This window comes from Flavobacterium gillisiae, assembly GCF_900107635.1.
Taxonomy (GTDB): Bacteria; Bacteroidota; Bacteroidia; order Flavobacteriales; family Flavobacteriaceae; genus Flavobacterium; species Flavobacterium gillisiae.
This window is the reverse complement of sequence record NZ_FNRD01000005.1, coordinates 66,886-81,280: the sequence shown is the minus strand read 5'-3', so window position 1 is coordinate 81,280 and position 14,395 is coordinate 66,886. Positions and strand designations below refer to the sequence as shown.

Here is a 14,395-nt window from a genome sequence, read left to right as displayed (position 1 = left end):
CCAACCTTAAATTTATCCTAAATCTTAACTTTTTATTATGCGATTATAAAACTAAAATAGAATTTATATCAGAATTTTAAAGCACTACAAGCAACTAATTTCCTTAATATTAATTCTCCTATTTTATTATTAAAAATCCTATATTTGATATGTAGAACTAATTCTCATACTAATGCAGGTTCGAGTAGATACAATTATACCATGACTATAAAAGAAGCAATTTTAAGAAGTTTAGAAGATATCGTTAATTTAACTAATTATAATGAGGTGACAAACCACATAATAACTAAAAACTATTATGATTTTAAAGAAGCTAAAACACCAAATGCAACAATTTCAGCTTTACTTGGTGATTTTATTCGGCTTGGTGATTCGAGAGTAAAAAGAATCAAAAAAACTGGTGCTTATTGGTATTATCTTACTAAAAATGAAGATAATATTGGTCTTGAAACTTTAAATGAAGATATTGTTTCAGTTGAGAAACCTATTAAAAAGACTAAAAATACATTATCATATAATGAAAGAGATTTGCATAAACTTTTAAGTAGTTACTTAAAAAGCACAAGCGTATACTCAAAAACAATCTTTCATGAAGAATCAAAAAACGGGATTGATAGTAACCAAATCTGGACACATCCTGATATGGTGGGGATTAAATTTTTAAAACTTCAAACTAAAGAAAGTCAAAATTTTGTAAATGCGATAAATAGAGTAGATACATTCAAATTGAGTTCTTATGAATTAAAGAAAGAAATAAATAGTGATAGTGAATTAAAAAAGGCTTTTTTTCAAGCTGTTTCAAATTCAAGCTGGGCAAATTATGGATATCTAGTAGCATTTGAATTTAGTGATAACCTTACTGATGAAATTGAAAGACTCAATCAAGCATTTGGAATTGGCGTAATCAAGCTTAATGCTAATCCATATCTAAGTAAAGTTTTATTTCAAGCAAAGTATCGAGATTTAGATTTTAAAACAATTGACAAACTTTGTAATATGAATCCAAATTTTAAAAATTTTATAGTTCAAATAGAAAAGTTGATGACCGCAAATGAAAAATATAGTATAGGTGCGGAGAAAGAACTTGATGAATTTTGCGATTTTTATTTTATGAATGACACTGATTTTGAAAAATATTGTACTGAAAAGAACATTCCAATAGATAGTTAAGAAAGTACATAATATATTTATGAAATTATTAAGTGATTTAAGTATTGATTATCAGTATATTAACTTTGTATTGTAATATTTAATTGCGTTTGTTTTCTACAATAAATTAACTTTATTATATTTGAGTACACAAACAAAAACGCTCTGCTTTTATTTAATGTTTCAATTGTCATCCTTTGCACTATAATTTATATTATGTAAAATAGAAATTATAAGCAATCTCTGACTCTCTTTGAAGTATCTGAAGTAAAAGTGTTTTCTAACGGTACTATCACTATTATAAAAGAAGAATACCAGCTAATTAATAAATCCAAGATTTAACATTAAATATGCAAGTATATAATTAATAATTTTATTAATTTTACCCAAAGAAACTATCACAAAATTATGAACACGATTGTAGAACGGATTGCCGATTTTTTAAAGGAATACTCGCCATTTGATCATTTGACATTTCAAGAGTTATCTGAAATTGCGGCTAATATTCGTGTGGTAAATTTGCAAAAAAACAAAACATTGTTTCAGTATAACGATGTATTACACGATAGTTTTTACGTCGTGGCTTCTGGAGTAATTCACTTATCTGTTATAGCGGATGCTGAAGAAACGATTTTAAATAAATGCCACGCCGGTGCCATTTTTGGATTACGTCCTTTTTTCGCAAAAAATAATTATAGAATGACAGCAAAAGCACGTGAAGAAACAGTAGTTTATGCCATTCCTATTGCGGTTTTCAGACCATTTGTAGCAAATAACACCGAAGTTTTAAATTACTTATTGGAGAATTTTGCAACGAATACACCAAGTTCCACAGATAACGAAAATTCACGAGGTAGTCAGATTTCAGACACCTTATTTTATACAGACAAACAGTCTGAAATGCAATATTTCCAAACTTTATCATACAATAACACACCGCTAATAACTACTGCTAGTAGCACGGTCAGCGAAGTGGCTCAGCTTATGGCTGAAATGAGACTAAATAGCGCCGTAGTTTGTGAAGCTACTCTTCCTATCGGAATTGTTACTGATATGGATATGTCGTCTAAAATTGCTACAGGCCGATTTCCAATCACGGTTTCAGTAGATAAAATTATGTCATCCCCAGTTATAACAGTGCTCGAAAATGTTTCGCTAGCTGAAGCACAATTACTGATGTTGAAAAATAATGTGACTCATTTGTGCGTAACAGCAGATGGTACGAATAAATCGAACGTTAAAGGAGTTGTTTCAGAACACGATTTAATTGTGGCACAAGCCAGTAATCCTGGTGTTTTGATTAAAGAAATTAAACGTTCCCAAACTTCTAACGAATTAAAACAAATTCGAGTACGACTAACCGATCTTATTCAAACTTCAATTTATAAAAACATTCCTCTTACACATATTTCTAATATTACCTCTGAGATCAATTTTGCTCTTTTAAAACGTGCCATCGAACTCTCTATTCTTGAAATGGGCTCCCCTCCTGCTCGTTTTGCTTGGTTAAGTATTGGTAGTCAAGGAAGGAAAGAACAGCTGTTACTTACAGATCAAGATAGTATTTTAGTCTTTGAAGATGTGGCTACAGAAAAGTACAGAGAGGTGAAAGATTATTTTCTTAATTTAGGAAAGAAAACTACTTTGACACTTGAAAAAATAGGATATGAATTATGCCCTAACGGACATATGGCAAGTAATATGTTATGGTGTAAATCACTGACAGACTGGATAAAACAGTACGACAACTGGATGAATACTCCAGGCGAAAACAGCAATAATTTGAGTAGTATATTCTTTGATTACGAACTTGTTTTTGGAGAACAGAAAATTGAAGATGCAATAAGTAACGTCGTTTTTAAAAATGCCAATAACAATACTTTGTTCTTTGATTTTTTAGGAAATGATGCTTTAAGAAAAAATTCGCCTTTAAGCTTTTTCAAAAAACTCATTCTAGAAGAAACTGGTCCCAATAAAGATAAATTCGATATTAAGACGCGTGCTCTAATGCCTCTTATAGATGGCGCCCGCTTATTTACGCTTAGTCATGGTATTAAAGGCATAAATAATACCTATACTCGTTTTAAACAATTGGCGATTAACGATCCAAAATATTCCGAAATATATCTCAATTGTGCTGAAGCTTTCTTAACTTTATCAAAACTAAGAACAGTAGAAGGCTTAAAAAATGAAGATTCCGGTCAATTTATAAATTTGGAGGAATTATCAAAAATAGATAAAGAAAAGCTGAAAAATGCGCTTGCTCCAATGAGAGAATTGGAAGAATTAATTAAAAATAAGTTTCAACTGACTCAATTTTCCTAGTTATGTTAGAATGGATAAAAAATATCAATAAAGAACTTCCAGAATTCTGGAAAACATACCTTGCTAAATTCGATAAAAAATCGAATCGCTATGTTGTGATTTCTACTGAAACTACAGGCATGAATCCGGAGAAAGATGTAATCTTGTCTATCGGTGCGTTTGCTGTTGTAGATGACAGCATATTTATAGGAGACAGTTTCGAAGTTATCTTATTGCAATATAAATACTTACATGATAATAGACTTTCAAATGAGTTTATTATCGAAAGCAAGATGAATAAACTAGCTGAACCGGAAGCAATAAAAGCCTTTATTGAGTTTATCGGAAATTCTATCTTAGTGGGACATCATGTTGATTTTGACGTCGAAATGATCAACGCTGCTTTAGAAAAATTAGAGTGCGGCCGATTGAAAAATGAAGCCTTGGATATTGATATGATGCATCGCAAACTAAACGATATTACTGATAAGCAATTCTCATTGAACGAACTATCCGAAATTTATAAAGTACCAAACACCGAGAGAAATTCGTCAACTGAAGACGCTTACAAAACGGCTTTGCTATTTCTAAAATTAAAGTCGAGATTAGGTATTAAATAAGCATAATCGGTTAAAATTTATAATGTAGTTTGGCAGATGAAAATTCATTTAGCTATAAACTTGTGAAAGATTAAACCGTGTACATTCTATTATTTTAATCCAATCAATGCCCTATAACGACCATGATGGCTTAATGATACAGGTTTTAGAGAATTAGTTTTCTCCTCAGCCAAAAACGGAATTCCTTTCTTTTTCACCATCGTTATTTCCGTTCCCAGCTCCAACACCATCTCAAAATCAATTTTATCAGTTACTGCAACAGTATGAATTTTATCCTTTACTATTTCAGTTTTGGTATAATAGGTATAGCCATTACATAACACGGAGCCGCTATTTGTATTTTCATAAACACATACTAAATTCAACGGAAAGTAGCCACGCACTCCCGTTGCTCTATTGTAGATTTTGTATGCTGCTTCCTTCCTGCTCCAGAGATTCCAAACCATTATATCTGGATCTTCAGCAGTTGCAATCAGTAGCTGCTCGTTTTGAGTAAATATTTTATCCAAATATCCCGGTCGTTTCCAATTGCTTTCTTTTCGCGCTAAAGCCAAATCTACAATGTCGTTTCCAATCACCTTTTTTTCGCTAATTTAGTTTCTATTATTTCCAATGTTGACTTAACATCAATCATTTTTTCCATCGACTCATTATCGATATGGATTTTAAAATGGTCTTCGACATCTAAAATGATATCTACCAAATTAGCCGAATTAATATTCAAATCCGTGATAAAATCGGTGTCTTCCGTGAAATTTTCAAAAGCTTCTTCATTATTAATGTAGGGCTTTACGATATTTCTTAATTGTAATAAAGTCTCTTCTTTGTTCATGTTTAATTTTTTAAACGGTATATTTTTTTAAAATGAGGCAGCCGTTAACATCGCCAAAACCAAAACTGGCTTTTGCTATTATATTTAATTCTTTTTCAATCAATTTTCGCGGAATTCTTAATACATCAATTATACTTTCAATTTCAGGGTTCAAGTCTTCACAATTAATATTGGGAAAAATAAATCCCTGATGCAATTGCAATACTGCAGCAACGCTTTCTACACTCCCAGCCGCTGACAGACAATGACCCACCATCGATTTTAATGAGTTAATATAGGGGAAATCAATGCCTCTTCTCCCTAAAGCTTCACTCCAATTCTCTATTTCTAAACTGTCTTTAGTCGTAGCAGTCAGATGACCGTTGATGGTATCAATATCATCCGCATGAATACCGGCATGAGCGATAGCATCTTTGATACACTTTTGAACGGCAATTGGATTTGGAGCTGTCATTGTTCCCAGGCCGCGCTGTCCGCCTGAATTGACATTTCCACCTAAAACTTCAGCATAAATTCGTACGCCACGTGCAAGTGCTGTTTCGAGATCTTCCAGCACGAAAGCTCCCGCGCCACTTCCCGGTACAAATCCCGATGCGCTAGTACTCATAGGTCTAGAACCTTGCTCTGGGCTTTCATTGTGTTTAAAAGTACAAACGCGCAAGGCATCAAAGCCACCCCAAATATAAGGGCCGCTGTCACTGGTACTTCCAGCCAGCATTCGGTTAGCTTGTCCAGACTTGATTCGTTCATAAGCCATCAAAATACTTTCGGCACCAGTGGTACAGGCAGAAGAATTAGTACTTACCTGATTTCCTAAACCTAATTTCCCGCCTAGATAAGCACTAACACCGCTATTCATTGTTTGTGCTACCGCTGTACTACCCAGTCTACGGGTTTGTAATTCGTCAATCTTATAAATGCTTTCGCGAAATTTATCGATACCCGAGGTTCCTGTTCCAAAAATGGTTCCACTATCCCAATCCGGTTCCTCACTGTTTAAAATGGGTAAATCAGCATCCTTCCAAGCATCCATTCCTGCTATTACACCATATAGAATACCAGTGGAGTTAAAATTTCGCAGTTCTAATTCCGTGAAATAATTCAATGACAGTTCCTCCGAAATTTCCGGTTTCCCTGAAATCTGACATGAGAATTGTAGGCGCTCCAAATCTGGGTCTTTCCGAATACCGGAAATCCCATTTTTAATCGCATGGGTAAAGGCATCAAGCCCCACTCCATTTGGAGCCACTACACCAAGTCCTGTTATTACTACTCTCCTACTCATCGTATTCTTTTTTAGATCATTAAAATTGTATCAAAACATAGCGATACATTTTGGATTAGCTATTAATTTTTTTAATTGAAAATTAGAAAAAGCTAAAATCCCTCGCAGAGCCCCAACTGAAAAATTAAAAAAAAACTAGACTACCATACCTGCAATTTCTCCAGTACATACAACAACACTGTTCTCATTTTTCATACTTACTTTGCATTTTAGCTTACCAAATCTGAAGTATATTTTTTCTGAAAAAACTGTCACTTTTTCATTAGGAAATACAGGCTTAATAAATTCCATATTAACTGATGTTAAGGCTATTGAAGTGTTTTTATTAAAGTTATTATCTAATATAAATATACCAAGACATACTAATCCAATCTGAGCCATAGTCTCTGTTAAGATCACGCCGGGTGTCACCGGGTTATGTTCAAAATGACCTTTATAAAAGTCTAAGTTTTCATCGAAAGTAAAACTCCCTTCCACTCCATTCTCATCAATATGAATGATTTCATCAACAAATAAAAACGGTTTCGAATACGGTAATTTTGATATAATTTCTTGACTTTTTATCATTTTTGTATCTTCTGTGACTAAAACTGCAACAATACTCGTTGTGCTGAAAATCCGGGACCAAAACTCAACATTAATCCTTTATCTCCTTTTGGAGGTCTATTGTCCATGAATCGCTCCAAAACATACAAAACGGTTGCGCTTGACATATTACCATACAAACGCAAAACTTCTTTTGTGTCATCAATATTTTTTCCCAAATCTGAAAATAGGGCTTCGACTGTTTGAACTATTTTTTTTCCACCCGGATGAAATATTAAATGATCCATGTCATCAATTTTCAGATTGTTTTTTTTCAAAAAAGGATGGATAATTGCCGGAAAATGGGACGCAATCGTATTTGGCACTTCAATGTCCAAAATCATTTGTAAACCGGTATTAGTGAGCTTAAAACCCATCATGTGTTCATTTTCATAAAAATGATACATCTCTTCTGCAAGAATTTCGGGTCCCTCATCGTCTTCGTGGGACGAAAGTAAAACGCAGGCAGCTCCATCACCAAAAATGGCTGCACTTACAATATTTGCCATCGAAAAATCATTCAGCTGAAATGTCGCCGTTGGACTTTCTACTGCAATTACTGCTGCACGTTTGCCCGGATTAGACTGCAGGAAATTTTTAGCATAAATAATACCTGAAATTCCCGCGGCACATCCCATCTCCGTTACGGGAAGACGTACAATATCCTGACGTAATTTCAGCTTATTAATTAAATATGCATCTAATGAAGGAATCATAATACCCGTACAACTCACCGTGATGATATAATCTAAATCTTCTGGCTTCCAACCCGATTTCAACAAAGCTTTTTCCAATACCTTTTCTCCTAAATCAATAACTTCACGAACGTAAATATCATTTCTCTCTTCAAATGATGTTTTTGTAAAAACTTCGATAGGATCCATGATGGAATAGCGTTTATCCACTGCCGCACCCTCAAATATCTTTTTCACCTTTCTGATGAAGCGCTCATCTTGTCCCACGAGCCATGCATCCAGAAACGGAATAATCTCTTCGGTGGTTCTGGAATATTTTGGTAGCTGTTTTGTAACTGTATTTATTTTTACACTCATATCTTTGAAATTATCCATTGGTATCTAAAAGCCCACTTCCATTGGATTTTATATTTTTTAATACTTAAATTCTTCGAAAAACGAAGCAAATCTTCTTTTTTAAATCCTCTTAATATTGAAACCAAACCATCTTCCCTCGACATATCATTCAATCGAAAAACAAAACACAAGGATTGAAATAATCGGTAAGCAATAGCACTTCGATGCAAATCATTAATAACGACTCCAAGTCTGGAATTTTCATAAAATGATGTCGTTATTTCGATAATTTCATCCTCCTTGAAATGATGTAAAGTCAATGTGCATAACACGATATCGTATTTCAGTTCTTTAAACGGTTTATCAAATATGTCTTCACAGCGGTACGCTATATTTGGATACTGTTTTGATAGATTAATAGCATGATTTACAGTGAAACTATTTGCATCAACCCCTATAAGGTTAAATTTTAAATTATGTTGTAAACCGTACTCGGCAAGCGTTCTCAACATATCTCCATTTCCACAACCTACATCAACAATAATGATTTCAGTTGTTTTGGAATTATTGGCAATCAACTCCTTCACACCAAGTAAAGTTAACTTGTTTCCGCCCAATAGCTGATTTATTTTAGCGATTTTATCTAACGCATCTCTTAATTCATCACCTTCGAGCTGAAAGTCATCCATTATTTCGGATGCATTTGTTCTATAGGTTGTATTTATAGCCATTTATATTGGTTTACCATGCGTTTTCTTTATTATTATAGATAACATAAAAGGAAAAATAATTAAAATTTTTAAGACCGCTTGCGCTATTTTTTCATGTTCTAATAGCTTTCCCAAAAGTCGACCTGCTCGCAATCTTTTTTTGAAATTTTTATTCCAATCGTTTAAATAATTATTTTCTAAAGTAGCTCTATTTATTTTGTTTTCTAGAAAATCGATTATATTTTCTGACGCCATTTTCGCGCTGTGAATAGCCATTGCCATTCCATTGCCGCACAAAGGATGAATTAATCCAGCGGTGTCACCTATCATTATTATATGATTTTCTACACATTTCTTTTCTTCGAAAGACACTTGACTAATCGTCAAAGGCTTTTCGAACTGAATTTCAGCATTTTTAAAAATTTTTTCTAAATTGGGATTCTCACGAACTACATTTAATTGATAATCTTCGATAGACTTGTACTGTTTAAATGTTTCGTAATTAGCTAGATAACAGATGTTCACTAAATTGTTTTCTATTTTAGAAACGCCACAATAGCCTCCTTTAAAATGATGTAGTCCAACATGATCCTCCGGGAAATCTAGTTTGTAATGTGCCTTAACACCAAGCCAATGTGATTGTCTCTGAATAAAGTTACGTTTTAATTTAATATCTAGATTTGATCTTTTCCCAAAAGCCCCAAGTACAATTGAAGTATAATAGGTATTCTCATTTGTAGTGACTGTAAACTTACCATCTAAAAATTCAACATCAGAAACAGTGTCTTGAACAATTACACAACCAATATTTTTTGCTTCATTATATAAATACTGATCTAATTCATATCTACTTATTCCAAATCCACCCAAAGGCAAAGCTGTGTTAATACATTTTCCAGAAACTAATGAAAAGGAAAGTTTATCAATGTGTTTAGGGTGCAGCGAATTAATGTCTAGACCAAGCGATTTTAAATAAGGTAAAACTTCGTTGGAAATATATTCGCCACAAACTTTGTGTTTAGGAAATTCATTTTTTTCGATTACTAAAACATTGTAATTATTATTTTTAAGATGGATAGCAGCAATAAGTCCTGCCAAACCGCCACCAATAATAACTATAGAATTTTGTATCATATGTCGTAAATTTAATAATTTAGTTCAACAAATTCTTTCAAAATTCTCTAAAATTTTACATAATTTTTGTAATAAAAATTTAAAGCACTAGCTTTGTTTTGTCTATGGATACAATCAACAGTAAGAAATCATTATTATTTATACCTTTAACTCTACTAGTAGTTTATTTTTGTGCTGGAATTTTCTTTAGTCCTGCTCTAGTTATTTATATTAAGCCATTTATTATTCCAACTTTTATAATTTATGTGGTAAATAATAATTTCAAGAAACTTTCTTTAAATTATTATTTATACGTTATTTACTTTTATATAAATGAGCTTTTACTTTTGTTTTGGGAAGATTCAGTACAATTGTATAGAACTGCATTAATAGCATCTTTTTTTTGTTATTTAGCATTAGCGAATTTAGGATATAATTCAATTAAAACTAAAAAACTTTACACTGTACCAAAAGGAATTTCACTTTTTATGTTTGCTATTAATTGTTTCCTTTTAGTAGCAATCTTATATGTTTTAATAGCTGCTGCTGGTGATAGTTACCTTAATGTTATTATGATTTTTAATGCCATAGCTGCTTTATTTCTTGGCGTTACAGCCGTTCTATATTTGGCAAAATTTACCAATAGAAAAGCGTACTATTACTTTTTTGGTGCTTTTGCCTTAATTTTTAACGATATTTTTGCCGCTATTGTCACTTATTATATCGACCACGTACTTTTGAACACCTTTGATCGAGTATTGCATTTTACTTCGTTTTATCTAATTTATCTGTTTATTATAACTGATAAAAAAAAGGTTGAAAATCTTTTGACAGATTCTCAACCTTAACTTTCTTATAATTTATTATCTTTTATTTCGTCCACAATCTCCGGATTCAGTAAAGTAGAAGTATCTCCAAAATTAGAAAAGTCACCTTCTGCAATTTTCCTCAGAATTCTACGCATAATTTTACCTGAACGGGTTTTAGGCAAACCGGAAACAAACTGTATCTTGTCCAGCTTGGCTATCGGTCCAACGTGATCAGAAATACTTTGATTGATCTCTTTAAACAGGTTTTCTTTGTTTCTGATTTCCCCTGTTTCTTTCAAAATTACATAACCATAAAGAGCGTTTCCTTTTATATCATGAGGAAAGCCAACAATTGCACTTTCAGCAACTGCAGGATGTTCATTTATAGCATCCTCGATTGGAGCTGTACCTAGATTATGCCCTGAAACAATAACAATATCGTCAACACGCCCTGTTATTCTATAATAGCCTACTTCATCACGTAAAGCACCATCTCCAGTAAAATAAGTCCCTGGAAAGGCCGAGAAATAAGTGTCTTTATATCTTTGATGGTTACCCCAAATTGTCCTTGCAATCCCAGGCCATGGGAATTTAATACATAAGTTGCCTACTACTTGGTTCCCTTCTATTTCATTACCAGTATCATCCATCAATACCGCCTGAACTCCCGGTAGCGGCAATGTGGCATAAGTTGGTTTCGTTGGTGTAACAAATGCAATTGGAGCAATCATAATTCCACCAGTTTCTGTTTGCCACCAAGTATCCACTACAGGGCATTTTTTCTGTCCCACATGGTCATTATACCAGTGCCATGCTTCTTCATTAATAGGTTCTCCAACAGATCCAATTACTTTTAAAGTATTTAAATGATGCTTTTGAACATAATCAACATTTTCTTTAGCCAAGGCACGAATAGCCGTTGGTGCAGTATAGAATTGGGTGATTTTATGTTTTTCGATAATTTCCCAAAAACGACTAAAATCGGGATAAGAAGGAACTCCTTCAAAAATTACTGTTGTCGCTCCATTCAATAATGGACCGTATAAAGAATAAGAATGCCCAGTAATCCAACCGATATCTGCAGTACACCAAAAGATATCGTTTTCTTCGTAATTGAAGACATTTTTAAAAGTATAAGCAGTATAAACCATATAACCTGCAGTAGTGTGTACCATTCCTTTTGGTTTTCCTGTCGAACCAGAAGTATACAGAATAAACAAAGGATCTTCAGAATCCATTATTTCAGCGACACTATTGTCTGAAGCTTCGTCTAATAAAGGTTGCAACCAGATATCTCTACCTTCCTTCATTATAACTGGAGTGCTGGTTCTTTTTACAACCAATACCTTTTCTACCGATGGGCATTTTTCTAAGGCTTCGTCAATTATTTCTTTTAACTCGATTGTTTTATTACCACGGTAGCCACCATCTGAAGTAATTACCATTTTACATTCACTATCTAATATTCTGGTAGCTACTGCAGAAGCTGAAAATCCAGCGAAAACTACGGAATGAATAGCGCCAATTCTAGCACAGGCTAAAATTGAAACTGCTAATTCCGGAATCATTGGTAAATAAATACAAACTCGATCTCCTTTAGTAATCCCTTTTTCACGTAATACATTTGCCATTTTGCAAACGCGTTGATGCAATTCGTTATAAGAAATATGCAAAGCTTCCTCACTTGGCTCATTTGGCTCAAAAATGATTGCTGTTTTATCTCCTCTTTTATTAAGATGTCTGTCTATACAATTCTTTGCTATGTTTACTTTCGCTTCTGTGAACCATTTTATTTCAGCTTCAGCCATATCAAATTCAACAACTTTATCCCACTGTTGATACCAAGTAAAATTCTCTTCGGCAATTTTACCCCAAAATTTTCGGGGTTCACGGACAGATTTGTTATAATGTTTGAAGTATTGTTCGAAGTTTTGAATCTTATAGTAGCTCATGCTTATTTATTTTTTATAAAAGTATTAAAATTCTATGTATTCCTAAAACAAATAAATTTATAAATTCCCTCCATTATTTAGAAACTCGATAATAATACAACAGCTTATGTAAGTATTCCTTAAAAACTAGGTGTTTTTGTACAAAATGATAGAACGCAAAAAAGACGAAGTAGAAATTCTACCCCGTCATTTTTTAATTAACAATATTCATAACAATTAATTTAGCATCTAAAAAAACGAATAAAACGTTTTGTTAATAACAAAAATACGCCTCAACCATAATACTGATGCCATAACCTTGTTTGCACTAAATTTTCGAATTGAAAATCCATACAAATTATAATCTTTAAATTATAAGGAACCACTTCACTTAACTTTAAAACTCAGTCGAAGTTAAGTGAATGTAATAAGCTTCCATATCTCTACCATTGTTTAAATACCTTGTAACTAACTCAAAATATAGATCGACATGTGATACAGTGCAAATTCCAGCACACCCTCATGTGTGGCAATTCCTCTTTTTTTATAATTATCCTATTTTTTTCATAGCTGTCATAGATTCTCTCAACCATTCCCCTGTCTCTTCAATTGGGTGTTGACGAATACTTTTATTAACAGCAATCAACACAGCGTTATCAATAGCATTTGTTGTCGAAAAAGATTTTCCTATAACATTAGTATCAATAGTTTTCATAAAGTCCGTCAATAACGGCTTACAAGCGTGATCAAATAAATAACAACCATATTCTGCAGTATCAGAAATAATTCTATTCATTTCATATAATTTTTTTCTAGCTACTGTATTGGCAATTAAAGGCAATTCATGAAGCGACTCATAGTATGCTGACTCTTCAATAATTCCTGTTTCAGTCATTGTTTCAAAAGCCAATTCCACACCTGCTTTTACCATAGCAATCATTAATACTCCGTTATCAAAGTATTCTTGCTCAGAAATAGCTGCTGTAGTAGGAGCCGTTTTCTCAAAATTAGTTTCGGCAGTCGCTGCTCTCCAAGTCAATAAGTTAACGTCATCATTATCCCAGTCAATCATCATGTTTTTTGAAAATTCACCTGAAATGATATCGTCCATATGTTTTTGAAATAAAGGACGCATAATGTCTTTTAACTCATCAGCTAAACGATAAGCTTCTACTTTTGAAGGATTATTCAAACGATCCATCATATTAGTAATTCCACCGTGTTTCAAAGCTTCTGTTACTGTTTCCCAACCGTATTGAATTAATTTTGAAGCATAAGCTGGTTCAATTCCTTTTTCGACCATTTTATCAAAACATAAAATAGATCCTGTTTGTAGCATTCCACAAAGAATTGTTTGCTCTCCCATTAAATCCGATTTTACTTCGGCAACAAAAGAAGAATTTAAAACTCCTGCTTTATGACCTCCTGTAGCAACAGCATAAGCTTTTGCTTGAGCAAAACCAACATTCTCAGGATCATTTTCAGGATGTACAGCAATTAAGGTAGGTACACCAAAACCTCTTTTATACTCTTCACGTACTTCAGAACCTGGACATTTTGGAGCACACATAATAACAGTAATATCTTTACGAATTTGCATTCCTTCTTCTACAATATTAAAACCGTGAGAATAAGCTAATGTCGAACCTTTCTTCATCAAGGGCATAATTGCAGTAACTACCGCAGTATGTTGTTTATCAGGCGTAAGGTTACAAACCAAATCAGCCGTAGGGATTAAGTCTTCATAGGTTCCCACAGTAAAACCATTATCAGCAGCATTCATAAAAGAAGCTCTCTTTTGTGCAATTGCCTCAGCTCTTAGCGCATAAGAAATATCTAAACCTGAATCTCTCATGTTTAAACCTTGATTTAATCCTTGTGCTCCACAACCAACAATAACTACTTTTTTTCCTTTTAAAGCTGTTATACCATCAGCAAATTCTGATTGGTCCATGAATTCGCAAACGCCTAATTGTTCTAATTGTAATCTAAGTGGTAATGAATTGAAATAATTTGCCATTGTCTA

Annotated in this window: 13 protein-coding genes; 4 read left to right on the top strand and 9 right to left on the bottom strand. The window is 33.2% G+C overall.

What is annotated here, in order from left to right; all coding sequences use genetic code 11:
* Nucleotides 1-201: 201 nt before the first annotated feature.
* The 3 genes from BLV35_RS08465 (at nt 202) to BLV35_RS08455 (ending at nt 4,073) form a co-directional block, all read left to right on the top strand.
* A complete protein-coding gene (locus tag BLV35_RS08465; protein WP_091087931.1) occupies nt 202-1,170 on the top strand; it encodes a hypothetical protein in 969 nt (322 codons plus the stop codon).
* Nucleotides 1,171-1,557: 387 nt separating this feature from the next.
* A complete protein-coding gene (locus BLV35_RS08460; protein ID WP_091087927.1) occupies nt 1,558-3,474 on the top strand; it encodes a DUF294 nucleotidyltransferase-like domain-containing protein in 1,917 nt (638 codons plus the stop codon).
* Between the two features lie 2 nt (nt 3,475-3,476).
* A complete protein-coding gene (locus BLV35_RS08455) occupies nt 3,477-4,073 on the top strand; it encodes a 3'-5' exonuclease (RefSeq protein ID WP_091087924.1) in 597 nt (198 codons plus the stop codon).
* An 89-nt stretch (nt 4,074-4,162) separates the two neighbouring features.
* Here the strand turns inward: BLV35_RS08455 and BLV35_RS08450 are convergent, their stop codons facing one another.
* From BLV35_RS08450 to BLV35_RS08420, 7 genes are all read right to left on the bottom strand, one after another.
* A complete protein-coding gene (locus BLV35_RS08450; RefSeq protein ID WP_091087922.1) occupies nt 4,163-4,651 on the bottom strand; it encodes a 4'-phosphopantetheinyl transferase family protein in 489 nt (162 codons plus the stop codon).
* Nucleotides 4,648-4,905, bottom strand: coding sequence for an acyl carrier protein (locus BLV35_RS08445; RefSeq protein ID WP_091087918.1), 258 nt, complete (start codon nt 4,903-4,905; stop codon nt 4,648-4,650). Before BLV35_RS08445 ends, BLV35_RS08450 begins: the two co-directional genes overlap by 4 nt.
* A gap of 10 nt (nt 4,906-4,915) precedes the next feature.
* Nucleotides 4,916-6,190, bottom strand: coding sequence for a beta-ketoacyl-[acyl-carrier-protein] synthase family protein (locus BLV35_RS08440; RefSeq protein ID WP_091087913.1), 1,275 nt, complete (start codon nt 6,188-6,190; stop codon nt 4,916-4,918).
* Nucleotides 6,191-6,325: 135 nt separating this feature from the next.
* Nucleotides 6,326-6,754 (bottom strand): 3-hydroxyacyl-ACP dehydratase FabZ family protein, encoded by a 429-nt coding sequence (locus BLV35_RS08435; protein ID WP_091088533.1) that lies wholly within the window; start codon nt 6,752-6,754, stop codon nt 6,326-6,328.
* Between the two features lie 20 nt (nt 6,755-6,774).
* Nucleotides 6,775-7,827, bottom strand: a complete 1,053-nt coding sequence (locus BLV35_RS08430) for a type III polyketide synthase (protein WP_091088529.1) — start codon at nt 7,825-7,827, stop codon at nt 6,775-6,777.
* On the bottom strand, nt 7,824-8,537 hold the full coding sequence (locus BLV35_RS08425) for a methyltransferase domain-containing protein (RefSeq protein ID WP_091087910.1): 714 nt from the start codon (nt 8,535-8,537) through the stop codon (nt 7,824-7,826). Before BLV35_RS08425 ends, BLV35_RS08430 begins: the two co-directional genes overlap by 4 nt.
* Nucleotides 8,538-9,650, bottom strand: coding sequence for an NAD(P)/FAD-dependent oxidoreductase (locus BLV35_RS08420; protein ID WP_091087907.1), 1,113 nt, complete (start codon nt 9,648-9,650; stop codon nt 8,538-8,540).
* Between the two features lie 104 nt (nt 9,651-9,754).
* Here BLV35_RS08420 and BLV35_RS08415 point away from each other — a divergent pair, with 104 nt between their 5' ends.
* Entirely contained in the window at nt 9,755-10,477 is a 723-nt protein-coding gene (locus BLV35_RS08415; protein ID WP_091087901.1) for a hypothetical protein, read from the top strand.
* Nucleotides 10,478-10,482: 5 nt separating this feature from the next.
* Here BLV35_RS08415 and acs read toward each other — a convergent pair whose 3' ends face one another.
* Both acs and ilvC read right to left on the bottom strand, forming a co-directional pair.
* Nucleotides 10,483-12,390, bottom strand: coding sequence for an acetate--CoA ligase (acs, locus tag BLV35_RS08410; protein WP_091087897.1), 1,908 nt, complete (start codon nt 12,388-12,390; stop codon nt 10,483-10,485).
* Nucleotides 12,391-12,919: 529 nt separating this feature from the next.
* Nucleotides 12,920-14,389 carry a ketol-acid reductoisomerase gene (ilvC, locus tag BLV35_RS08405; protein WP_091087894.1) on the bottom strand — a complete coding sequence of 490 codons (1,470 nt, stop codon included), beginning with the start codon at nt 14,387-14,389 and terminating at the stop codon, nt 12,920-12,922.
* Between the last annotated feature and the right edge of the window lie 6 nt (nt 14,390-14,395).

Excerpts from the sequence above, each read along its gene's own strand:
- BLV35_RS08465 (WP_091087931.1), top strand. The coding sequence starts at position 202 with ATGACTATAAAAGAAGCAATTTTAAGAAGTTTAGAAGATATCGTTAAT.
- BLV35_RS08460 (WP_091087927.1), top strand. The coding sequence starts at position 1,558 with ATGAACACGATTGTAGAACGGATTGCCGATTTTTTAAAGGAATACTCG.
- BLV35_RS08455 (WP_091087924.1), top strand. The coding sequence starts at position 3,477 with ATGTTAGAATGGATAAAAAATATCAATAAAGAACTTCCAGAATTCTGG.
- BLV35_RS08445 (WP_091087918.1), bottom strand. The coding sequence starts at position 4,905 with ATGAACAAAGAAGAGACTTTATTACAATTAAGAAATATCGTAAAGCCC.
- BLV35_RS08440 (WP_091087913.1), bottom strand. The coding sequence starts at position 6,190 with ATGAGTAGGAGAGTAGTAATAACAGGACTTGGTGTAGTGGCTCCAAAT.
- BLV35_RS08430 (WP_091088529.1), bottom strand. The coding sequence starts at position 7,827 with ATGAGTGTAAAAATAAATACAGTTACAAAACAGCTACCAAAATATTCC.
- BLV35_RS08425 (WP_091087910.1), bottom strand. The coding sequence starts at position 8,537 with ATGGCTATAAATACAACCTATAGAACAAATGCATCCGAAATAATGGAT.
- BLV35_RS08420 (WP_091087907.1), bottom strand. The coding sequence starts at position 9,650 with ATGATACAAAATTCTATAGTTATTATTGGTGGCGGTTTGGCAGGACTT.
- BLV35_RS08415 (WP_091087901.1), top strand. The coding sequence starts at position 9,755 with ATGGATACAATCAACAGTAAGAAATCATTATTATTTATACCTTTAACT.
- acs (WP_091087897.1), bottom strand. The coding sequence starts at position 12,390 with ATGAGCTACTATAAGATTCAAAACTTCGAACAATACTTCAAACATTAT.
- ilvC (WP_091087894.1), bottom strand. The coding sequence starts at position 14,389 with ATGGCAAATTATTTCAATTCATTACCACTTAGATTACAATTAGAACAA.